General features: G+C 66.5%; 18 protein-coding genes. 9 read left to right on the top strand and 9 right to left on the bottom strand.

The window, feature by feature from the left end; translation table 11 throughout:
* The 3 genes from C7C56_RS19440 to C7C56_RS19430 all read right to left on the bottom strand — a co-directional run.
* Nucleotides 1–797 (bottom strand): hypothetical protein (locus C7C56_RS19440; protein ID WP_219933193.1); only part of this gene is annotated, 797 nt, incomplete at its 3' end.
* A gap of 11 nt (nt 798–808) precedes the next feature.
* Entirely contained in the window at nt 809–1,753 is a 945-nt protein-coding gene (locus tag C7C56_RS19435) for a stage II sporulation protein M (RefSeq protein WP_106759023.1), read from the bottom strand.
* A 10-nt stretch (nt 1,754–1,763) separates the two neighbouring features.
* Nucleotides 1,764–2,435, bottom strand: a complete 672-nt coding sequence (locus C7C56_RS19430) for an RDD family protein (protein ID WP_181373256.1) — start codon at nt 2,433–2,435, stop codon at nt 1,764–1,766.
* Nucleotides 2,436–2,774: 339 nt separating this feature from the next.
* Between C7C56_RS19430 and C7C56_RS19425 the strand changes: the two genes are divergently transcribed.
* A complete protein-coding gene (locus tag C7C56_RS19425; protein WP_229458874.1) occupies nt 2,775–3,695 on the top strand; it encodes a L,D-transpeptidase family protein in 921 nt (306 codons plus the stop codon).
* 133 nt (nt 3,696–3,828) lie between these two features.
* On the opposite strand, the gene mepK is transcribed toward C7C56_RS19425, so the two are convergent.
* A complete protein-coding gene (gene mepK, locus C7C56_RS19420) occupies nt 3,829–4,365 on the bottom strand; it encodes a peptidoglycan L,D-endopeptidase MepK (RefSeq protein WP_106759020.1) in 537 nt (178 codons plus the stop codon).
* An 87-nt stretch (nt 4,366–4,452) separates the two neighbouring features.
* Entirely contained in the window at nt 4,453–4,902 is a 450-nt protein-coding gene (locus C7C56_RS19415; protein ID WP_106759019.1) for a GNAT family N-acetyltransferase, read from the bottom strand.
* A gap of 642 nt (nt 4,903–5,544) precedes the next feature.
* On the opposite strand from C7C56_RS19415, the gene C7C56_RS19410 reads away from it, so the two are divergent.
* The 3 genes from C7C56_RS19410 (at nt 5,545) to C7C56_RS19400 (ending at nt 8,721) form a co-directional block, all read left to right on the top strand.
* Entirely contained in the window at nt 5,545–7,359 is a 1,815-nt protein-coding gene (locus C7C56_RS19410) for a S8 family peptidase (RefSeq protein WP_106759018.1), read from the top strand.
* A gap of 195 nt (nt 7,360–7,554) precedes the next feature.
* Nucleotides 7,555–8,262 (top strand): GTP cyclohydrolase I, encoded by a 708-nt coding sequence (gene folE, locus C7C56_RS19405; protein ID WP_106759017.1) that lies wholly within the window; start codon nt 7,555–7,557, stop codon nt 8,260–8,262.
* 33 nt (nt 8,263–8,295) lie between these two features.
* Nucleotides 8,296–8,721 (top strand): BLUF domain-containing protein, encoded by a 426-nt coding sequence (locus C7C56_RS19400; protein ID WP_106759016.1) that lies wholly within the window; start codon nt 8,296–8,298, stop codon nt 8,719–8,721.
* Here C7C56_RS19400 and C7C56_RS19395 read toward each other — a convergent pair.
* A complete protein-coding gene (locus tag C7C56_RS19395; protein ID WP_106759015.1) occupies nt 8,616–9,710 on the bottom strand; it encodes a stealth family protein in 1,095 nt (364 codons plus the stop codon). The genes C7C56_RS19400 and C7C56_RS19395 overlap by 106 nt on opposite strands.
* A gap of 139 nt (nt 9,711–9,849) precedes the next feature.
* Nucleotides 9,850–11,199 carry an alpha-amylase family glycosyl hydrolase gene (locus tag C7C56_RS19390; RefSeq protein WP_229458873.1) on the bottom strand — a complete coding sequence of 450 codons (1,350 nt, stop codon included), beginning with the start codon at nt 11,197–11,199 and terminating at the stop codon, nt 9,850–9,852.
* 319 nt (nt 11,200–11,518) lie between these two features.
* On the opposite strand from C7C56_RS19390, the gene C7C56_RS19385 reads away from it, so the two are divergent.
* The 4 genes from C7C56_RS19385 (at nt 11,519) to C7C56_RS19370 (ending at nt 15,860) form a co-directional block, all read left to right on the top strand.
* A complete protein-coding gene (locus tag C7C56_RS19385; RefSeq protein ID WP_106759014.1) occupies nt 11,519–12,580 on the top strand; it encodes a patatin-like phospholipase family protein in 1,062 nt (353 codons plus the stop codon).
* Nucleotides 12,581–12,715: 135 nt separating this feature from the next.
* Complete coding sequence (locus C7C56_RS19380; protein ID WP_229458872.1) at nt 12,716–14,035, top strand: amidohydrolase; 1,320 nt, start codon at nt 12,716–12,718, stop codon at nt 14,033–14,035.
* An 8-nt stretch (nt 14,036–14,043) separates the two neighbouring features.
* Nucleotides 14,044–15,159 (top strand): sensor histidine kinase, encoded by a 1,116-nt coding sequence (locus tag C7C56_RS19375; RefSeq protein ID WP_106759013.1) that lies wholly within the window; start codon nt 14,044–14,046, stop codon nt 15,157–15,159.
* On the top strand, nt 15,156–15,860 hold the full coding sequence (locus C7C56_RS19370; RefSeq protein WP_106759012.1) for a LytR/AlgR family response regulator transcription factor: 705 nt from the start codon (nt 15,156–15,158) through the stop codon (nt 15,858–15,860). Before C7C56_RS19375 ends, C7C56_RS19370 begins: the two co-directional genes overlap by 4 nt.
* Nucleotides 15,861–15,886: 26 nt before the next feature.
* Here the strand turns inward: C7C56_RS19370 and C7C56_RS19365 are convergent, their stop codons facing one another.
* Both C7C56_RS19365 and C7C56_RS19360 read right to left on the bottom strand, forming a co-directional pair.
* Nucleotides 15,887–19,477: a M1 family aminopeptidase gene (locus C7C56_RS19365; RefSeq protein ID WP_106759011.1), complete on the bottom strand. Its 3,591-nt coding sequence runs from the start codon at nt 19,475–19,477 to the stop codon at nt 15,887–15,889.
* Between the two features lie 10 nt (nt 19,478–19,487).
* Nucleotides 19,488–20,375 carry an ABC transporter ATP-binding protein gene (locus C7C56_RS19360; protein ID WP_106759010.1) on the bottom strand — a complete coding sequence of 296 codons (888 nt, stop codon included), beginning with the start codon at nt 20,373–20,375 and terminating at the stop codon, nt 19,488–19,490.
* Nucleotides 20,376–20,969: 594 nt separating this feature from the next.
* Between C7C56_RS19360 and C7C56_RS29010 the strand changes: the two genes are divergently transcribed.
* Nucleotides 20,970–21,653, top strand: a 684-nt coding sequence (locus C7C56_RS29010; protein ID WP_181373254.1) for a hypothetical protein, incomplete at its 3' end; no start/stop codon positions are given.

The following is a 21,653-nucleotide window of genomic DNA, read 5'->3' as shown; positions in this document are numbered from 1 at the left end:
AGCGCCAGCGCCAGCGCCAGCGCCGCGCCGGCGGGTCCGCGCGCGCGCGCCGTTGTCGCCGGCGCCCTGATCTGGCGCAGCCGGATCTCGATGTCCCATGCCTCGAGCGTGGCGCGCCGGTTCAGGTACAGGGTCAGGCCGCCCGCGGTGTAGACCGGCCCCATGATGCCGGTGGCGAGCGCGAAGCCGGCCAATACCAGGCCGGGCACGTAGGGGGACTTGCCGAACAGCAGTTTCAGTGGATTGGCGCCCTCGCCGAGGAAGCTGCCCAGCAGGGCCAGCGCGCCCAGCGCGAGCACCGCCTCGAAGCACAGGCAAACCAGGCCGAACAGGACGGCCGATTGCATGGTGCCATTGCGGCCGAGCACCTTGCGGCGCAGGCGGGCGGCCTTGCCGCGCGCCTGTTCCAGCTGCCACACCGGTTGCATCAGGCAACGGCCAAGCGCGAGCGGGCGGCCCCAGGTGAGCAGGGCGAACCAGCCGCCGCCGAGCTGGCGCGGCCACGCGCGCACCGCCTCGCCCCCCGTCACCGACTCGCCGAACACCTGGCGCGAGAGCACGTACAGCGGGGCGCGCTCGAGCAAGGGCTTGCACCACAAGGCCAGCAGCATCCACAGGGCGAGCGCCTCGGGCACGAGCGCGGTCAGCGCGGCGGCAAGCGCGATCACGGGCAACCACAGCGCGAGCCAGGCCTTGTAGGCGGGGCCGGCGCAGGAGCGCAGCAGCGCCTGGCCGAGGTCGAGCGCCTGCGCGTTGGTGCGCGGGCGCAGTTCGATTTGCAGTTTATCCAGTTGCATCGGCGCGCCCCTCAGTTCCGCGCGCGGCCGGCGAAGGCGAAAAAGGCGATGACGGCCAACCAGCACAGGCCGCCGACGCCGAACTTGACGCCGGGCGGGACCACCGCGCTGGCGGACCAGAACGCCTCGACGAAGGCGGCCAGCACCGTCAGCATGGCGGCGCCGGCGATAACCGGGAACATGTCCTTGCTGGCGAGCGCGAGCGCGTGGCCGCGGCTGCGCCGGCCCGGCTTGATCACCGTCAGGCCAAGCCGGATGCCGGCCATGCCCGACAGCACCAGGCCGGTGACCTCGAAGCTGGCGTGGGTGATCACGAACGACCAGAAATTCTGGGACGTCTGCGGGTCTTTGCCCAGCCAGGCGCCGACCACGCCGATGTGCATGCCGTTGAAGCCGAGGCTGAGCAGCGCGGGGAGGGCGCCGAAAATGCCGCCGGCGAAGGTGCGGAAGCCGATCGACACATTGTTCCAGATGTAGTGGCCGAACATGAGCACGTCGCCCTCGCCGCCGCGCCCGTCGTTGAAGTCGGCCGCGGCGTACATCCGGCGCACGTCGTCGAGTTCACGCGACGACATGAAGCTGTAGGCCCAGTGCGGCTCGAGCCAGACCAGCAGGCCGGTGGCCAGCCCCACGCCCCAGAACGCGAGCGAGGCGAACAGCAGCAGGCGCCACTCGGCGCGCACCCGGCGCGGAAAATCGAAGCGCAGCATCGTGACGACGTTGTTGGGGCGCGCGGCGACCGCCCCGTACAGCCGGCGGTGGCAGTCGGCGACCATCTTCTGCAGGTGGTCGGTCAGCGCCGGCGAGTAGGCGCGCTGGTCGGCCAGCGCCAGGCACTGGCACAGGCGCCGGTACAGCCCCGGCAGCGCGTGCGCGTTCGGTTGATCGGGGCCGAGGATGGCGCCGATCTCGCTCCACAGCTCAGCGTGCGCGGCTTCGAATTGGGTTTGTTTCATCGGGGCCGCCTCAGTGGGCCAGTCCGGCGGCGTAGCGCCGCATGCGCTCGATCGAGGCGCCGCCCTCGCAGCCGGTCAGTGGCGCGGCCAGCGTGCCCAGCTCGTCCATGCGCTCGGCCGGCAGCCCGTGTTCGCGCTCGAACAGGTCGGCCAGCGTGCGCTGCTCGGCGAGGCTGAGCGCGAACGGCAGCGCCAGCGGCTCGGCCGCGACGGCCGGGCGCCGCTTGCGCGGCTTTTCGACGTGCACCACCTGGGTGCCGGCGACGATGTCGCCTAGGCGCCGGAAGCGCGGGTCGATCAGCATGCAGGCCAGGCCGCTGAGGTAGAACATGGGCATGAAGTCGGCCACCAGCAGCAGGTTGCGCAGCGCCGATTCGCGCACCCGCACCGGCAGGCCGTCGGCGCGCAGCACCGCGATGCCGGCCGCGCGCTTGCCCAGCGTCTGGCCGTGCCACAGCACCTCGCACACGATCGGGTAGCCCCAGTAGCTGAGGAACAAGAGCAGCAAAAACAGGCCGTCGAACAGTTTGCTGAAGGGCAGCACGGCGCGCACGCCGACCATGAAGATGACCCAGAGCGCGAAATCGAGGGCCCAGGCGCCGGCGCGCAGGTAGGGGCCGGCGGGGGTCAGCAGCAGGCGCACGCCCTCGGGCGTGGTCAGCGACAGGCGGCCGTCTAGCACGGGCTCATCCCGCCGACGTCGAAAATGGTACCAGTTGCCGCTGCGCGCATGCGTTCGATCCGTGTCATTGCGCAAGCGCGCATTGGTAATTGTAACTAAGAAATGATGCACCAATTACAAAACTTGGGTACGCATGCCAATTTAATGTTGAAACTGGCGCGCGGGCCGCGTTTTTGTGGCGCACGTGTCAATCCGGCCGCATGGTGAGTTGTCGCACAGAGGGCGCGGCGGGGCGCGATTTAAGCTGGCCGCATGAATCGTCTTATTTTATTGGCACTGTTGTCGGGTCCGGTTTCAGGCCCTGCGCAGGACGCGCCGCGGACGGCGCCCGAAGCCTGGGTGGACGAGGCGGCGCCGTCGGTCGCCGCCGCCGCCGTCGAAGCCGAAGCCGAAGCCGCCGATGCCGCCGACGCGACACTGGCGAGCCCCGTGCTGCGCGCCAAAATCCTGCTCGACCGCGCCAATTTCCCGGCCGGCGAAATCGACGGCCGCGGCGGCGCCAAGCTGGCCCTGGCGCTCACGGCGTTCCAGAACGCGCGCCAGTTGCCGGCCACCGGCGCGCTCGACGCGGCCACCGTGGCCGAGCTCGAGCTTGACACGGCGCCGCTGCTGGTCCACTACACCGTCAGCGCGGCGGACGCGGCCGGACCGTACCGCCCCGTGCCCGCGGGCATGGCGGCCAAGGCGCGCCGGCGCGCCCTCGGCTACGCCAGCGCGGCCGAGGCGCTCGGCGAGCGCTTCCACGCGAGCCCGTCCTTGCTGCGCGCGCTCAATCCCGGCCGGCGGCTCGATCGCGCCGGCGCCGCGATCGTGGTGCCTAACGTGGCCCCGGCCGCCGTGTTGCCGGCGGCGGCACGGATCGTGGTCGACCGCTCGGACGGCACGCTGACGCTGCAAGACGAGCACGGCGCCACGTTCGCGCAGTTCCCCGTAACCATGGGCGGCCCGCGCGACCCGCTGCCGCTGGGCACATGGTCGGTCACGGCGATCGCGCACGACCCGAGCTACCGCTACAATCCGCGCCTGTTCTGGGACGCCGGTCCGAACGATCGTCCGGCCACGCTGCCGCCGGGACCGAACAACCCGGTGGGCGTGGTCTGGATTGCATTATCAAAAAGGCATCTTGGAATTCACGGGACGGCCCAGCCGGGCAAAATCGGCAGGACCAAGTCCCACGGCTGCATCCGCCTGAGCAACTGGGATGCGCGCCGGGTGGCGCAGGCCGCCGCGGTCGGCCTGCCTGTGGTGTTTCAGAAGTAGCCGCGCGGGGTGCGCGCCACGGTGTCGCATTTCTTGCCGGTCATTTTCCGGCCCGTTGCCGCGTTGTTTCCAGCCAGTTCGCCAGCCAGTTCGGCAGCCAGTTGCCGGCACGTTGCCGGCGCGTGGCAGCTTGTTACCAGTTGCGCAAGCGGCCGGTGTCGAGGTGGACGAACTGCGAACTTGGGTAGTAGCCTACGCCGCCGGAGCGTGCGCTCAGCGCGGCCTTGTGCACGCTGGCGAGCGCGCGGCCCGGCATACGCACGTCGATGGCCTTGCCTTCGAGGTGCATGCTGTGCTTGGCGACCCCGTTGGAGCGCTCGGCGAGCAGCCGGTTCGATTCCGGCGAACGGTAGCCCGAAATGATGTGCACCAGGTTGTCTTTGCCGAGCTTGCCGCTGATGCGCTCGAGCAGGACCAGCAGTTGCGGGTCCATCGGCGCGATCTTGTTGTTGCGGTGGTCGCGCAGCAGGTGGTTGATGTCGGCGAGCGCGTCGGGCACGAACTGGCCCTCGGCCCAGAACACGCTCTTGAGGGTTTCCCCGGTGTGCGTGTTGTACAGGCGCAGGATGCGTTCGTTGGGCTGGGCGACGGCGGCGCGCGCGAGCGCGGGCACACCCATTGCCGATGCGATAACTACTGAGCTTTTGAGGAAAGAGCGGCGTTGGTTCATGATGGTTCCTTACGCGAATTAAGGGTCAATCATACATGGGTTAACTGATGCGGGGCGCGTCAAAGCGTGTGCGCGCGCATTTTTGCCCTATATACTTTTTTGCATAAATACACTCAGCGGGTCCTCGGCGTAGTCGCCGTACGGGCCTGTCAGCCGGTAGCCGAGGTCCTGGTAAAGGGCGATCGCCTCGGGCTGCAGCGGGCCCGTTTCGAGCGCCAGCAGGCGGCAGCCGCGCAGCGGCGCCTGCGCCTCGAGCAGCGCGAGCAGTTTGCGCGCCACGCCCCGGCCGCGCTGGCCGGGGCGCACATACATCCGTTTGAGTTCGCCGTAAGCGGGCGTGAGCACCAGCGCCGCGCAGCCGACCGCCGCGCCGCCGGCGTCGCGCGCGAGCGCGAACAGCACGGCGTCTGCGGGCAGCGCCGCGAGGTCGGTCGAGAACACGTTTTCGGGCGGGTACAGGGTGAGCTGGTAGGCGTCGAGTTCGGCGATGAGTGCGACGGCCTCGGGCAGCGAGGGTGATGCGAGCGTGATATTCATGGGCAGGTGGCTTGCCCGGTCCCCGGGGCGGCAGGGCCGCGCGGATGCGCGGACGGTCTATTGTAGCGCGCCCGGCGGGGCCCGCGGTGCGTCGCAAATTTCCGTCCTGGCAAGGGGGCGACGGCGCTGCCGGCCGCCATCCCGGCGATGTCCCGCGCAACAGCTTGCGCTATCGGGGTCTGACCCCGATAGCGCAATCTTTATGCGACGTACGACCGGAAACCGACCCATGCCGCGCTCGCGCCGCGCCGCCCGGCAAGCGCTTGCGCGCCCGGCGCGCAGCGGTGTTTCAACTTGGCTTGACCAAACGTGAATTCTTAAATCCACGGCCCTTGCGGTCACCGCTTGCGCCGCGCCCGGCCTGCGCGTTCGGAACGAGTGTGTGCCCAAGGAAACCACTTTAGAATTCAAGTAGTTACACCCATGGAAAGTTGTGATTCCTGTCAGGTAAAATGTCTAAAATGAGACTGTTGTAAAGGCGCAAAATTGTTTCAAAACATATTTCCGGCGCCCATTTTCGGCGTACATTGCACAGCCCGCTTAAAAAAGCGTGCCCCTGAAAAACAGGGATAAACGGCAGACTACGGTGGATCCGCCCGCGTCTTCCTTCATAAAATTTTTATCGGAAAATTGAGGAACGAAATGAAGCAAACGCAACTTACGTACCCGTCATTTTTGAAGTTTTGTGCAGCGGCGGTCATCACCGCCGGCCCGCTGGTCGCGGTCGCGGGCGTCCCCGACTTCCACGCCAACGCCGCGTCGAAGAACTACCAGCAGGATACCGACCGACTGATCGTCAAATACAAGGACGCGACCCCGAGCGGCAAGCGGGCGGCCAATGTGCCGGCCGTTGCCAAGGACCGCATGGCGAAGGCCGCCCGCGCCGGCCAGAGCCACGGTGTGACGATGCGCGCGCTGCACGCGATCGCCACCGGCGCCAACGTGTTCCAGCTGAGCAAAAAAATGTCGGTCGCCGACGTGGCCGCGCTGGCCGCCGAACTGAAGGCGGGCGACGCCTCGGTCGAGTACGCCGAGCCGGACCGCATGATGCAAAAGCAGTTCACGCCGAACGATCCGCGCTACGCCGAGCAGTGGCACTACTTCGAGACGGCCGGCGGCCTGCGCCTGCCAGCGGCATGGGACGCCGCCACCGGCACCGGCGTCAAGGTCGCCGTCATCGACACCGGCTACCGCCCGCACGCCGACATGAGCGGCCAGTTCCTGCAGGGTTACGACTTCATCAGCACCGCCGCCATCGCCAATGACGGCAACGGCCGCGACACCGACGCCAGCGACACCGGCGACGCCGTCACCGCCGGCGGCTGCGGCGGCGGCCAGCCGACCTCGGACCAGTCCTCGAGCTGGCACGGCACCCACGTGGCCGGCACCATCGCGGCGAAGACCAACAACGGCGTCGGCGTGGCCGGCGTGGCGTACAACGCCAAAGTGGTGCCGGTGCGCGTGCTCGGCAAGTGCGGCGGCTACACCTCCGACATCGCCGACGCGATCATCTGGTCGGCCGGCGGCGCAGTGACCGGCGTGCCGGCCAACGCCAATCCGGCGCGCGTGATCAACATGTCGCTCGGCGGCTCGGGCGCGTGCGACACCACCACCCAGAACGCGATCAACAGCGCCCGCTCGCGCGGCGCCATCATCGTGGTCGCGGCCGGCAACGACAACAGCGACGCCGGCGGCTTCAACCCGTCCAACTGCGTCGGCGTGACGACCGTCGCCGCGACCAACCGCTCCGGCGGGCGCGCCTGGTATTCGAACTACGGCTCCGTGGTCGACGTGGCCGCCCCCGGCGGCGACACCAGCGTCAACGCCAACGGCATCCTGTCGACGCTCAACAGCGGCACCACCGCGCCGGCGTCGGACAACTACGCGTTCTTCCAGGGCACCTCGATGGCGGCGCCGCACGTGGCCGGCGTGGCCGCGCTGATGCTGTCGAAGAACAGCGCGCTGACGGTGGCCGAGGTCGAAAGCAAGCTCAAGTCGACCACGCGCGCCTTCCCGGCCACCTGCTCCGGCTGCGGCACCGGCATCGTCGATGCGCTGGCCGCCGTCAATTCGGCCTCGCCGCTGGTCCTGACCATGAACGAGTCGGAGTCCAACAACACCACCGCCAGCGCCGACCCGGTCGCCACCAGCGGCACCACGGTGCTCGGCAACATGGGCTCGACGACCGATTCCGACTACTTCTCGGTGCAACTGCCGGCCGGTAAAACGCTGACCTCGACCATGGTGCCGGGCGCCTCCACCGCCGACTACGACCTGTTCGTGTACAACAGCGCGGGCACGCTGCTGAGCAAAAGCGAGAACGGGGCCGGCGCCACCGACACGGTGGTCGTCACCAACACCGGCACCTCGACCTTCACCCGCTTCGTGCAGGTGAAGTACTACAGCGGCGGCACGGGCGCGACGAGCGGTAAATACACCGTCAAGCTGAGCTGGTAAGGGCCGGCCCGGGACGGGCCGCTTGAATCGGGAACAAACCGGACAGGGGACAACGGCACGCCGTGGTCCCCTGTTTTTCTATGCGCCGGGAAATAAACGGCTTTCATTGGCGAACCGGAAATTCGGGTACGATGGGACCCTTACGGCGTTGCAAACGCACTGGAACCGCACTAAACTTTTATTTGGAAATGTGGCATGTCTACCGATTCGACCAACCTACTCAAACCCGTCAGCGTTCCCGTGTCCGAGCGCATTCGCGCGCGCCTGATGGCGAGCAAGACCCGCTTCCACGCCAACGACAACATCGCCCGCTTCATCGAGCCGGGCGAGCTCGACTTGCTGATGGCCGAGGTGACGGCCAAACTGCAGGGCGTGCTCGAGAGCCTGGTGATCGACACGGTGAGCGACCACAACACCCAGGACACGGGTCGCCGGGTCGCCAAGATGTTCATCAACGAGGTCTTCAGCGGGCGCTACGTGCCGATGCCGGCGGTGACCGAATTCCCCAACGCCTCGCACTTGAACGAACTCATGATCATCGGCCCGATCACCGTGCGCAGCGCCTGCTCACACCACCTGTGCCCGATCATCGGCAAGGTTTGGATCGGGGTCATGCCGAACGAGCATTCGAACCTGATCGGCCTGTCCAAGTACGCGCGCATCGCCGAATGGATCATGTGCCGTCCGCAAATCCAGGAGGAGGCGGTGGTGCAGCTGGCCGACGTGCTGCAAGACAAAATGCAGCCCGACGGCCTGGCCGTGGTCATGGAGGCCGATCATTTCTGCATGCAGTGGCGCGGCGTCAAGGACATGGACGCCAAGATGATCAACAGCGTCATGCACGGCTCCTTCCTCAAGGACGCCGCCCTGCGCCGCGAATTCCTGTCGCTGATCAAGCGTTAGGCCAACCCCATACTGAACACGAGAGAGAACATCATGCTTGTCCGACTCCTGTACGCCAGCCGCATCGCCGGCGACACCATCTGCGACACGGTCCAAGAGATCACCCGGCAGTCGCGCGAATTCAATCCGCCGCACGGCATCACGGGCGTGCTGTGCCATACCGACAAGGTGTTCATGCAGGTGCTCGAGGGCGGGCGCGACGCCGTCAACGGCCTGTACGCGAAAATCCTCGGCGACGCCCGCCACAGCGATGTGATCTTGCTGCACTACGAAGAGATCGACGAGCGACGTTATTCGGGCTGGACCATGGGCCAGGCCAATCTGTGCAAGGTCAACCGCGCCACGCTGCTGCGCTATTCGGAGTGCGCCGAGCTCAACCCGCATGGCATGTCGGGCAAAAACGCGCTGGCGCTGATTGACGACCTGATGTCGGCCGCCGCCGTGGTCGCGCACGCGTAAGGCGCGGTACGCCGCCTCACACTGCAAACGCCTGCGCGCTCGAAGCGCGACGGCGCCGGCAGCAGCCGCGCCAGGTTCTGGCCCACCTGAAGCAGTTCGGGCGCGTCGGGCGCGGCCTCGTCGCTCGTGTCGTTGATGCAAAAAAACGGCAGGCGGCCGAATCTCGCGCGCAATTGTTCAAATTGCCGCGCCGCGTCGGCGGCGCCCGTGCGCAGATACATGCCATTGTTCTCCAGTTCCAGCGCGCGCCCCGTGTGCAGCAGCCAGCGCGGCACCAGGTCGGGCAGCAGCGGCGGAACCGCCCACGAGCGGAACACGCTGCTGCGCACTTGGCTGAACAACTCCGGCGCCGCCGATTCGAGCTCGTCCAGGGCGCTTTTGAGCATCGGCCGCGGCGAGTGCGCGAAGATGCGCGGCACGTGGCGGTAGAGCGGGTCGCGCGCCGACAACCAGGCCTGCGACAGCAGCGAGGCGTTGACCAGCGCGCTCTCGAACGGTTGCGGCCCGGCATAGGCCGGCACGTTCGCCCGTTCGCGGAACACCGCCACGCCGGCCGGCCCGAACCAGACGGCCGGGTCCACGGGCGCGCCGAAAAACACGTCGTCGTTGAGATAGATGAAGCGCTCGGCCAGCCCGGGCAGGTGGTGCAGATACGATTCGATGTGGCCCGAGTCGAACACGGGCAGCTTTGCCGCCGGCATCAGCGCGCGGTGGTCGACGATGCTCAAGCCCTCGGACGGGCGCAGCCAGGATGGCGTCTGGCCGTCGGTGACGATGAAAACATGGCCGTGGGTGGGGAAAAAGCGCTCAAGCGCGCGCAAATTGAAGCGCAACTCGCCGTTGTCGCGGTAGCGGCCCTGCACGTCGCCGTGCGGCGCGGGCCGCTCGGGCGCGCCCAGGCCGAGCGCCTTGCGCCGCCGCGCCTGCCACGCCGGGTCGGCCCCGTCGACCCACAGATAGACAATGTCGATGCGCTCGTCCGCATGCATGGTGTTCGCCCTTTTGATGTTCTTTCTGGCATGAAAATGCCAGCAGGAATCAAAATAGGCGAATCCTAGCTACTTGTCCAGTCTCACTTGTCCAGTCTCACTTGTCCAGTCCCACTTGTCCAGTCCCACTTGTCCAGTCTCACCTGCCCGCGGCGATGCGCCACGACCATGGCTCCAGCGTGCGGGGCTTGGCGCCCGGCAGCGTGTAGCCCTGCTTGCCCGCCGAGACGTTGACCACCACCGTGACCGTGTTGCCGGCCTGCGCGCGGCGGAACGCGAACACCTTGACGTTGCCGGTGTCGAGCACCTCGGCAGGGGCGCCGTACTGGCCGTTGCCCAGGGCGGGATTGGCCTTTTTAAGCCCGAGCAGGCCCATGTAGAACTTCTCGAGCGGGTAGCCGTTCCAGGCGATCGGGTCTTTTTCGAAGAACGCCAGCCGCTTGTCGAGCCCCGATTCCTGCCCGCCGTAGACCAGCGGCATGCCCGGCAGGGTGGCCGCCAGCACCGCCATGGCCTGGTAGGCGGGGCCGTACAACTCCTTGTCGGTCCCCTGCCAGGAGTTGATGTCGTGGTTATTGGTGAACAACATGCGGTAGGCGTGGCGCGGATACGCCTTGGCCGGCTTGTCCAGATAGGCGGCCAGGTCGCGCGCGTCGGCCTCGCCCTTGCCGATTCTTTTGAACAGCCCGGACAGGTTCCAGTCGTACGTCATGTCGAAGGCTTGATCGTGCAGGCCGGGTTCGTCCCATTCAGCCAGCATGAACACGGGCTTGATCTTGTCCAGTTCTGCGCGCGCCTGGTTCCAGAACGGGGTCGGCACGAGTCCGGCGACGTCGCAGCGGAAGCCGTCGATATTGGTTTCGCGCACCCAGAACGCCATCGCCTCGGTCATGCCTTTCCACAGCGCCGGCCGGGTGTAGTCGAGCGCGACCACGTCGGTCCAATACTCGGGCTCGCCGCCGTTGGTGAAGGTGACCGGGAAAATCTCGCCCTTCGCGTCTTTTTTATACCAGTCGTCGTGCGCGGTGACCCAGGGGTTGTCCCACGCCGTGTGGTTGGCGACCCAGTCGAGGATCACGCGCATGCCGAGTCGGTGGGCCTGCCCGACCATGCGCTTGAAGTCGTCCATGTCGCCGAACTCGGGATTGACGGCCGTGTAGTCGCGCACGGCGTAGTAGCTGCCCAGCGTGCCCTTGCGGTTTTTCACGCCGATCGGCTGCACCGGCATCAGCCACAAGATGTCGACCCCCATTTTTTTTAGCCGGGGCAGGTGGGTGGCGAAGGCATTGAAGGTGCCCTCCTTGGTGAATTGCCGGATATTGACTTCGTAAATGTTGGCGTCGTGGGTCCAGGCCGGATGGGTCATCGGGGCGGCCGCGCCCGGGGCCTGCGGGGCCGGGGGTGGCGTGTGCGCGGCGGCCGCGCCGCAGGAGGCGCCCAAGACCAGCGTCAACGCGAGCGCCTTTCCAAATTTGGTGCAAAATTCCATGTTCGTCTCCTATTTGTATTCAAGCTACCTATTGCGGACTGCGTCTTCATGGCGATTCTGCATGCATAGTAGTAGGAAAGCGCACAAAAAGAAATACTTTGTAGTAATACTACTCTGCGGCCGTATTCCGTTGAGGTAAGCGAAAACGCGTGCGGAACGGTGTCTGACGACGCGGTCGCGACCTTGCCCGCCTGCCGGCAGCTGGGCGCGGGACGCTGCGCCGCGCGCCGGCAAGGCCATCGACTGAAATCCTTGTTGCCAGGCGGACGGTGAGGCATGATTCCTGCCTATGGCAGATTCAAAAAAATACAGGCGGTGCATGGTCATGGCGGGAGGCGGCTTCCGTTTCAGCTATTACCTGGGCATGTACGCGGCGGCCGTCGAGTCGGGCAAGGCGCCCGATGTGTTGCTGGCCAGTTGCGGCGGTTCGATCGCGGCCGCCGTGATCGCGGCGCTGCCCGACGACGCGCAGCGCAAGAAATGGGTCAGCTCGCCCGAAATGTACGCTTTCATGTGCGGCTTGCGATCGACCCCGAAGGCGGCGATCGGCCGCTCGTTTGCGCATGCCATCAAGCGCCACCTCAGCTCCGGGCGCGCGGCGCGGATTCCCGATCTGTTCGACGACTATTTTTTCGACATCCCCGCGCAGCTGCCGCTGCCGCCGCGCCAAGGCGACAGCGAGGTCGCGCTCGCGATCGTTGGCGGCAAGATACTTTTCTCGCCGGACGAGGTCGGGCAATTGCGGGGCGGGCGCAAACTGTTCGCCGAAACCGTGTTCACGGACCCGCGCAGCGCCGCCTTGCTCGACGGCGCGGTCGCGCCGCTAAGCGTACCCGAATGGGGCGACAACGCGATCGAGGCGCCGCTGCGGCTCGACGTCGCGATGCCGGTTGCCGACGCGGTGCGCATTTCGATTTCGGACATGTATTACTTCCGCTGCCACACGCACAGCTCGGGACACTATATGGGCGGCGTGATCGACCTGTTTCCGATCGAGCTCGCGCACCGCCTCGCCGACAGCGTGACCATCGAGATGAAGTCGCAATTCAACCGCGCGCTCGCGATTCCGGCGCTGCGCACGGTGCTCGGCATCGACGGCAACGCGCGCCTGCGCCACATCCACGCGCAACATGCCGACGTCTGGGTCGACACCTCCGACGTCGAGCGGGTCCTGAGCACGCGCGGCATGCAGAAGTTGCTGTCGTGGCGGCACAACCGGATCCGCCTGGTCATGCCCGGCAGCCACGCGACCTACGTCGAGCATATCGACGCGCAGTGGCAGTATGGCTACGCGCGCGGCATCGAAGCGTTCGGCCAGCCCGGCAGCAACCAGCAATCGCATATGCGCAATGCGAACAAATACAACCGGGTCGGCTTTTGAAGCGCAGGCCATCGGCGCCACCAACGGCCTTCTATCGCCCGCCGCGGGCATTGCGCCGGCCGCCAGAAAAATGATCCTGTCCTTTCCGTTTAGAAAGTGATATTTTTGCGGCTCTCATAGCCTTGTGGAGCCGCCGTGCATAAATTCCTCCTTTTGACGGCGCTCGCGCTGCCCGCCGCCATGGCCGGCGCCGCCGACACCGCCCTGGGCAAAGCGATCGCGCGCGACTACGATGCCCACCTCGCCCCCCTGTTCGACCATCTGCACCGCAATCCCGAGCTGTCCTACCAGGAATTCAAGACGGCCGCGCGCATGGCCGGGGAGCTGCGCGCGGCCGGCTTCGAGGTGACCGGGGGCGTGGGCAAGACGGGCGTGGTGGCGATCCTAAGGAACGGCCCGGGGCCGATGGTGATGCTGCGCGCCGACATGGACGGCTTGCCGGTGCTGGAAAAATCCGGTCTGTCCTACGCCTCGAAAGTGACGCAAAAGGACGACGGCGGCAGGGAGGTGCCGGTCAGCCACGCCTGCGGACACGATGTGCACATGACCAGCATGGTGGGCACAGCGCGCCAGATGGCGGGGCGCCGCGCCGAATGGTCGGGCACGCTGATGCTGCTGGCGCAGCCGGCCGAGGAGCGCATCGGCGGCGCGCGCGACATGATGAGCGACAACCTGTGGCAGCGCTTCGGCAAGCCCGATTTCGCTCTGGCGCTGCATGTGGCGAGCGGTTTGACGGCCGGCACGATCGATGTCTCGGAGGCGCCGTATTCGGGCGTCGACAGCCTCGAGATCATCGTGCACGGGCTTGGCGCCCATGGCGCCGCGCCCCACACGGGCAAGGATCCGGTGGTGATCGGCGCGCAGATCGTGATGGCGCTGCAGACGATCACCTCGCGCGAGCTGTCGCCGCGCGAGCCCGGCCTGATCACGGTCGGCTCCTTCCACGCCGGCACCAAGGGCAACATCATCTCCGACACGGCCAAACTCGAGTTGACGGTGCGCTCGGAAAGCGTGGCCGCGCGCGAACTGCTGCTCAAGGCGATCACGCGGGTGACGCTCAACACCGCGCGCGCGGCCGGCATCGCCGAGAACATGCTTCCCGAAATCAAGGTCACCGATGATCCGGCCCCGCCCGTCCTGAACGACCCCGCGCTCAGCGAGCGCCTGAAGGCGGTATGGCGCGACAAGCTCGGCGGCGACATCTTCAGCACGGAATACAAGCGCGGCGGGATGGGGGCCGAGGACTTCGTCAACTTCACGAGCAATCCCTACATCCCGAGCGTGTATTTCCGCGTCGGCGGCACGAGCGCCGCCGAGATGGCGCAGGCCGCGCGCAGCGGCACCGCGGTCCCGAGCAACCACAGCCCGCTGTTCAAGGTGGTGCCGGACGTTTCGATCAAGACCGGCGTGGCGACCAGCGTCGTGGCGCTGCTCGACCTGTTGAAGAAAAAGTGACCTAGAGCATGCAAGGAATCCAAGCAGCAGGATTGAACGGCGGCGCGGCCGACGCCGAGCGCGCCGCCGTCGCCGACGCCGGCGTCGAGCGCGCCTACTGGCTGTGCCAGCTCGGCGGCTGGGGCGCGTTGACCGTGTTCAACGTGTGGTCGTCGACCGCCGGCAGCTGGGACTCGGTGCTGCGCTTCGCCGCCGCCAAGACCACCTGCATGGTGTTCGGCTTCGCCCTGTCGCACTGGTGGCGCCTGCATTTGCGCGAGCGCGGCTGGCTGCACGGCAGCGGTGCCTTTCCGGTCAAGCGCTTCCTCGCGTGGCTGCTGGCGCTGGCGCTGGTGCAGACGGGCGTGCTGGTGCTGTCCGACCAGATCTTCCGCGATGGGCGCTTCCTGACCGACGAGCCCGACGCGGTGCCGCGGTTGGTGGTGGCGGTTTTCTTTTTGTGGTTCGGGGTGTTCCTGGTATGGACGCTGTGCTACGCGTTCGCGCAGTCGCGCCGGCGCGCGACCCGCTTCGAGCTCGAAAAACTCGAGCTCGAAGTGAGCGTCAAGGACGCCGAGCTGCGCGCGCTGCAGGCGCAGATCAACCCGCATTTCTTCTTCAATAGCCTCAACAGCATCCGCGCGCTGATCTACCAGGACGCGGCCGCGGCCGCGCGCGCCGTCGGCCAGCTCGCCGGCATGATGCGCCACAGCCTGCAGGCGGGCCAGGCCGACACCGTGCGCCTGGCCGACGAGCTGGCCGCCGTCGACGCCTACCTCGGGATGGAGAAGCTGCGCTTTGACGAGCGATTGCATCTGACGGTCGATGTGCCCGACGCGCTGCTTGAGGTGGCGCTGCCGCCGATGGCATTGCAGACGCTGGTCGAGAACGCGGTCAAGCATGGCGTCGAGCGCAGCATGGAGGTGTGCGAGCTGCGCATCGCGGCGCGCCGCGTCGACGACATGGTCGAGATCAGCATCGCCAACCAGGGCCAACTGGCCGCGGCCAGCGCCTCGACCCGGCTTGGCCTGGTCAACACCTCGAAGCGGCTCGCGTTGCTGTTCGGCCCGCGCGCGACCTGCACCCTGTCGGCGCATGACGGCTGGGTGGTCGCGCGCATCACGCTGCCACAGGAAACCGCATGAAAGCACTGATCATCGACGACGAACGGCTGGCGCGCTACGAGCTGCGCCGCCTGCTGCTGGCCCATCCCGAGGTGGTCGTCATCGGCGAGGCCGCCAATATGCGCGATGGCTTGGAGGCCATCGCCGAACTGGCGCCGGACCTGATTTTCCTCGACGTCCAGATGCCGGGCGGCAGCGGCTTCGATCTGCTCGCCGCGCTCGACGCGCCGCCGGCGGTGATCTTCACGACCGCCTTCGACACCTACGCGATCAAGGCCTTCGACGTCAGCGCGCTCGACTATCTGCTCAAGCCGATCGAGCCGCCGCGGCTGGCCCACGCCCTGCTCAAGTACCAGCGCCAGTCCGACGCGCCGAAGGAGCGGCCGGCGGGCGCCGACGGCAAGGTGTTCATCAAGGATGGGGAGCGCTGCTGGTTCGTCGCGATGGAGCAGATCGTGTTGTTCGAATCGGAGGGCAATTACACGCGCGTGTATTTCGACAACAACCGGCCCTTGCTGCTGCGCTCGCTCAACCAGCTCGAGGCCAAGCTCGACCCCGACAGCTTCATGCGGGTGAGCCGGCGCCAGATCGTCAACCTCAAGTTCGTGGTCGACATCGCGCCGGGCCCGGCGGGCGGCATGGTGATGACGCTCAAGGACGACATCAAGGTGCCGATGTCGCGCCGCCGCGCCGCCGAGTTCAAGCAGGTCAACCGCCTTTAATCCTGCCTGCAATCCCGCCTGGAATCCTACCTGGCGAGCGTGACCGGCTTGCGGTTGTCGGCCGCGACCCGGTCGATCAGCAGGTTGTAGGGGTCGACGCCGACGTCGTACGGCTTCTCGGCGACCGTGATGGTGATGGTCGATTCGCCCGCCGGCAGCAGCACCTTTTTGCGGTGCAATACGCGTTCATCCTTCTCCCCGGCGCCGGCGGCGCGCGCGAACACGCCGATGTCGACCGCCTCGTCGTACTTGCGCGCGCTTTCCTTGCCCTTGCCGTCGGCCTCGATCTTGGCGAGGCTCAGCTTGACCGTGACGTCCCACTTGCCGTCGCCGCGCCGGCGCGCGTGCGCCTCGAGAACGCGGTTGTCGTAGATGACGATCTTCTCGAACATATCGGTGATCAAGTCCTGCTGGTCCGGGCGCGCTTCGGCGCGGATGAAGGCGAGCAGGTCGAGGCTGGTCGGGTAGGGCGAGGTCTGGTACCGGTTGGCGTCGAGAAAACCTTTCAGGGCGCGGTTGAGCGCGGCCTCGCCGATCTCTTCGCGCAGGCGGTAGAAGACCAGGCTGCCCTTGCGGTAGTGCAGGTACATCTGGCCCTCGCTGCGGAACAGCGGCAGTTCCTCGACCAATTCGCCGGCGCGGCCGGCCAGGTACTGGTCCATGTCCCAGCGCAGGATGTGGCGCACCTTCTCGGCGCCGAATTCCTTCTCGAGCGCCATCAGGGCGGAATACTCGGCCAGCGACTCGTTGAGCATGCCGCTGCCCTGGACATTGGCGGCGATGACCTGGTCGCCCCACCACTGGTGCGCGATCTCGTGCGCCGTGACATAGAACACGTGGTCGACGGCGGTCGGGTCGCGCATGTCGGAGATGAAGCCGAGCGACTCCGAGAACGGGATCGTGCCCGGGAAACTGCGCGCGAACGGCAGGTACAGCGGAAACTCGAGGATGCGCACCTGCTTGTGCGGGTAGGGGCCGAAGTTGGCGGTGTAATAGTCGAGCGCGCGCTGGGTGCCCTTGACCATGCTGTCGATGTTGTAGGCGTGTTTTTTGTCGTAATAGACTTCGATCGGCAGGCCGTTCCATGCGGCTTTCTTGACTTCCCAGGCGGCCGACTGGTACGAGAAGAACGGCAGGATCGGCCGGTCCATCTTGTACTGGAAATAGTTGCGGCCGTCTTTTTTCCAGCGCTTTTCGAGGCGGCCCGGCGCGATCGCGGTCTGGCCGGCGCTGGTCGAGACGGTGGTCTCGAAATCGATCAGGTCGGCGTCGAAGCCAAACAGTTTCCAGTAGTTGCTGTTGCGCGCCTGCTGGTCTTCGAGCTTGGGCATGCGGTGCGTGTCGTCGAGGCCGCGCTGGCGGCGCTCGTTGCGGTCTTCGATCTCCCGCGCCTGCACGTAGCCGAGGGTCGGGAAGAAATTCTCCGACGCGAACATGGTGCCGTTGTGGTTGATCTGGCCGGGTGCGCCGCCGTTGGTGAAGCCGGGGTTGCGCACCTCGACCGTGAAGTCGAGCGCGAGCGTGGCGCCCGGGGCCAGCGGCGCGGCCAGCTGCAGGACGCGAAAGCCGAAGCGCTTGTCGTCGACCAGCACTTTATGCGCCGGCATCTGGTCGATCGTCGTTTCCGTGTTGACGTCGGTTTGCACGCGCAGCGTGTCGAGCGCGGCGGCGGTCTTGTTCTTGAGCAGGTAGTGGCCCTTGATCGTGACGCGCCGCTCGGCCGGGAAGATGGCGACGTCGGCGCGCACGCTCGTCAGGCTCGGTTGCGGCAGGGCGAGCGTTTTGCGGTACAGCTTTTCGTAGTCGGCCTGGTCGTCAAGCACCACGTCGCTCGCCTGGTAGCGGTTGAGGACGTTGGTGTTGTAAAAGATCCAACCGCCGGTGACCGCCCACGCCGCCATGCTCACGGCCAATGCGAGGCCGGCCTTGCCGCGCAGCTTGCGCAGCGCCGCGCCGATGCGGGCGCGTCCGCTTTGCGCCAGCCCGCGTTGCCAGAAGGCTTGTGCGACGATCAGCAGGGCCACGCAAAACAGCGCCCAGTAGAACGCGAACCACGACCAGCCCTTCAAAAAGTGGCCGTAGCCGTTGACGTCGGAGTAGGTCAGCGGCGGCAGCGCGGCAAAGCTGTAGAGCTTGTGTTCGAGGTGCATGCCGTTGAGGATGGTGTTCGACAAAAACAGCACGATCGCCAGCGCATAACCGAGGAACTTGTTGTTGGTGATCGTGTGCAGGGCCAGGATCGCGAGCGCCATCAGGATGAAGTAGACCGAGTTGATCAGCGTGCCTTGCAGGTAGAGCATGGCTTCGACGGGCGCGCCGCCCTTGGCCAACTGGATCACGAGCGCGGCGGCCACGCCGGTGAACAAAAAGGCGAAGATGACGGCGACCAGCGCGGCGGCCTTGGCCGTCAGGGGCACCCAGTCGGGCACCGGCATGGCGTCGTTGACGTCGCTGATCTTGACTTGCCGTTCCTTGAAGATGAGCTCGCCGCTGTAGAAAATGAGCACGATCACGAGCACCGAATTGATGCCGCCGGCGAGCTCTTCGAGCAGCAGGCGCGTCAGGGGGTAGGGCGCGCTGTCGAAGCGCATCCCGCCGATCGTGTAGTTGGCGACGAAGTTGGCCACGGCCAGCAGCAGCATGACCAGGAACGGCATGCTCTTGATCACGCCCTTGGCGTCGAAGCGCAGCACCGCGAGCCATTGCGCCCATGCGGTCGAGCCGGTGAAACGCGGTGCGATGCGGCGCGTGGCGGTGACGCGTGCCGCAGGGCCGGCCGCGGCCGGCTTGCTGCGCCGTTTGAACCAGGCGCGGCCGGTGTCGGCGCGCTGCGGCTTGAACCAGACGACGGTGGCGGCGAACAGGGCGAGCGCGACCGCGCCCCAGACCAGGCGGTTGATCAACAGCAGGCCGTCGAGCGGCGGCAACAGCGCGTTCGACTCGGCGCTCGTGTAGTAGCGGGTCGCCTGCTTGAGCGCACGCACGCCGAACGGGTCGAGCAACACGGCCAGCGAGGCCTGGTTGTCACCGGCGAGGACGCCCGCGACTCCCCACAGCACCAGGAAGGCGAGCACGCCGACATAGACGAGGATCATGGAACGGGTGGTGGCGGCGAGCATCATCAGCAGCGCGGCGACGAACAGCAGGTTGGGCACCACGAAGACAAAAAAGCCCCAGGCGTAGGTGTGCAGCGAGAACGGGCCGAGGCGGGCCGGGTCGATCGAGGGCAGGCGCGAGCCGAGCATCATGGCCAGCGTGATCAGGCCGAAGATGGCAAGGCACGCGGCGAAGCCGGCCAGGAAGCGGCCGGCCAGGTAGTCGGTCTTGCGCATCGGCGTGGCGAACAGCATGTCGGCGATGCCTACCTCGCGGTCGCGCAGCACGGCGCCGGCGATGAAGACCGTCACCAGGAACATCGCGATGATGCTCAGCACGGCCAATTGGTTGGCGATGACGACCGGTGCGTTCATGTGCACGTTGCCGATGGCGCCGCCGATGCGGAAGGCGTCGCTGCCGGCGCTCATGAAGGCCATGGCCGAGAGCGCGAGCGCGGTCAGCCACAGGAGCGGCTGGCGCAGTTGGTAGCGCAGGTCAAAACGGAAGAATTCTTGCCACATGGTCGTTTCCTCAGGCTGCTGGTTGGGCGGGCTGCGCGGCGCGCAATTGCAGGAAATAGACGTCCTCGAGGTCGGGCTCGACCATCACGAAACCGGCGTCCGGCTGCTCGCTCGCGAACACGTTGATCTGCGGCTTGCCGGCCACGAGGCGGGTCGACAGCACCGTGAAGTCGCGCTGGTAGGCGGGCAGGTCGGCGTCGTCGACGCTGCGGCGCCACACCTGGTGCTTCATGGCCTCGATCGCGGTGCGCGGCTCGCCCTCGATGAGCACCTTGCCCTTGCCGATCATGGCCATGCGCGGGCACAGGTCGGTCACGTCCTCGACGATGTGGGTCGACAGGATCACGACCACCTGCTCGCCGATGCGCGCGAGCAGGTTCAGGAAGCGGTTGCGCTCGTCGGGGTCGAGGCCTGCGGTGGGCTCGTCGACGATGATCAGCTTGGGCGCGCCGAGCAGGGCCTGGGCGATGCCGAAACGCTGGCGCATGCCGCCCGAATAGCTGCCCACCCCGCGTTTGCGCGCCTCCCACAGGTTGGTCTGGTGCAGCAGGCCCTCGACCATCTCCTTGCGCTCGCCGCGGTCGGTCACGCCCTTGAGGATCGCGAAATGGTTGAGCAGCTCGAGCGCGCTGACCTTGGGATAGATGCCGAAGTCCTGCGGCAGGTAGCCGAGCTGCCGGCGCAGGCCGGCCTTGTCCTTGAGCACGTCGACGCCGTTGAAATGGATGCTGCCGCTGTCCGGGTCCTGCAAGGTGGCGATGGTGCGCATCAGCGACGACTTGCCGGCGCCGTTCGGGCCGAGCAGGCCGAACAGGCCGGTGGGGATCTCGAGGCTGATGTCGTTGGTGGCGTGCACGCCGTTGGCGTAGGTTTTGTTGAGGTGCTTGATCGATAGCATGACGCTCTCCGGTTTGTTATATGCAACCAGAGTAGGGCGGGCGCCGGCAAGGGGGAACGGCGGAAAAACGAGTGGTAGCTTGTGCTTGATGAGCGGTAAAAAAGCGGGATGGGTGGGGATGCCAACCATGCCGAATCTTGCCCTTCACCAAGTTGCCCCGGCCTCCGCGCCGCTGTCCGGGGGGCGTCCAGAAGGTGCCGCTCGCCCAAAATGCCCCATTTCACCCGGTTCGACCCTACATGGCCCGATAGCGCCGCGAATCCCCTTGAAAGTCACCCGTCACCGCCCGCCCGCCATGCGATCGCTCTCGCGCTAAGCATGAAACTGAACGATACGCGGTTTGCGTGTCTAACTAAGTACAGGCTGGCGCTGTCGAAAAAAAGCGGCGTTGGCACAGGATCAAGTCGTGCTGTTGTAGAACCGAGTCGCGCAGTTGCCGGACCGAGTCGCGCGGTTGCCGGACCGAGTCGCGCAGTTGCCGGACCGAGTCGCGCAGTTCTCAGACCGAGTCGCGCAGTTATCGCGCGGGTGCGTGTCCCTATCGTGCAATGCCGGGCCAATATGCGGCCAAATCGGAATAACAGGAGAAAAGCCATGAAACGCCATCACCCAGCCGTCTACGCCGAGATCCCCGTTTCGCAACATATCCACAAGCAACTAAGCCTGGTCTCGGTCAGAAGCTTCTTCGAAAAGGAGGACTGGGAAATCGTCGCCGAGGCGGTCGAGGAGTGGGTCTGGCGCCACCATCCTGACGCGCTGCCCAAGTCGGCAAATTCTGGTTACCAATGGAAGCATTTGTTCCTGCCCGATGGCACGTTGCTGCGCACCGTATTCAATGGAAAAAACCATCACGGCATGGTCGAGGGCGATGCCATTCTTTACGAAGGGCGGGCAGTCTCGCCCAGCGGCTTTGCCAACGCCGTCGGTGGAATCCGGCGCAATGCCTGGACCAGCATCTGGATCCGCTTTCCGAATACAACTGAATGGAAGCTGGCCGAAACGCTGCGTACCCGTCAACGCTCCCGCAGTGAACGTAAAGCGCCGGAAGCGGCGAAACCTGCGGCGTTGCCCCCACCGAGCGCGCCGCTTGCTGCCCCTCCAACTGATGCGCAAGATCATCCCGCACTTGCCGGGCACAATGTGCCCCAGCCCCAGCCCCAGCCCCAGCCCCAGCCCCAGCCACAGCACCAGCCACAGCCACAGCCCCAGCCCCAGCCACAGCCAGAGCCACAGCCCCAGCCACAGCCACAGCAACAGCAACAGCAACAGCCCCATCCT

Origin of the sequence: Massilia glaciei, assembly GCF_003011895.2 — a bacterium.
GTDB lineage: Bacteria > Pseudomonadota > Gammaproteobacteria > Burkholderiales > Burkholderiaceae_D > Telluria_A > Telluria_A glaciei.
Note: the sequence above shows the minus strand (reverse complement) of the source record. Positions and strands in the feature narration are given on the sequence as shown.

Excerpts from the sequence above, each read along its gene's own strand:
- C7C56_RS19390 (WP_229458873.1), bottom strand. The coding sequence starts at position 11,199 with ATGGAATTTTGCACCAAATTTGGAAAGGCGCTCGCGTTGACGCTGGTC.
- C7C56_RS19415 (WP_106759019.1), bottom strand. The coding sequence starts at position 4,902 with ATGAATATCACGCTCGCATCACCCTCGCTGCCCGAGGCCGTCGCACTC.
- C7C56_RS19370 (WP_106759012.1), top strand. The coding sequence starts at position 15,156 with ATGAAAGCACTGATCATCGACGACGAACGGCTGGCGCGCTACGAGCTG.
- C7C56_RS19365 (WP_106759011.1), bottom strand. The coding sequence starts at position 19,477 with ATGTGGCAAGAATTCTTCCGTTTTGACCTGCGCTACCAACTGCGCCAG.
- C7C56_RS19375 (WP_106759013.1), top strand. The coding sequence starts at position 14,044 with ATGCAAGGAATCCAAGCAGCAGGATTGAACGGCGGCGCGGCCGACGCC.
- C7C56_RS19360 (WP_106759010.1), bottom strand. The coding sequence starts at position 20,375 with ATGCTATCGATCAAGCACCTCAACAAAACCTACGCCAACGGCGTGCAC.
- mepK (WP_106759020.1), bottom strand. The coding sequence starts at position 4,365 with ATGAACCAACGCCGCTCTTTCCTCAAAAGCTCAGTAGTTATCGCATCG.
- C7C56_RS19400 (WP_106759016.1), top strand. The coding sequence starts at position 8,296 with ATGCTTGTCCGACTCCTGTACGCCAGCCGCATCGCCGGCGACACCATC.
- C7C56_RS19385 (WP_106759014.1), top strand. The coding sequence starts at position 11,519 with ATGGTCATGGCGGGAGGCGGCTTCCGTTTCAGCTATTACCTGGGCATG.
- C7C56_RS19410 (WP_106759018.1), top strand. The coding sequence starts at position 5,545 with ATGAAGCAAACGCAACTTACGTACCCGTCATTTTTGAAGTTTTGTGCA.
- folE (WP_106759017.1), top strand. The coding sequence starts at position 7,555 with ATGTCTACCGATTCGACCAACCTACTCAAACCCGTCAGCGTTCCCGTG.
- C7C56_RS19435 (WP_106759023.1), bottom strand. The coding sequence starts at position 1,753 with ATGAAACAAACCCAATTCGAAGCCGCGCACGCTGAGCTGTGGAGCGAG.
- C7C56_RS19395 (WP_106759015.1), bottom strand. The coding sequence starts at position 9,710 with ATGCATGCGGACGAGCGCATCGACATTGTCTATCTGTGGGTCGACGGG.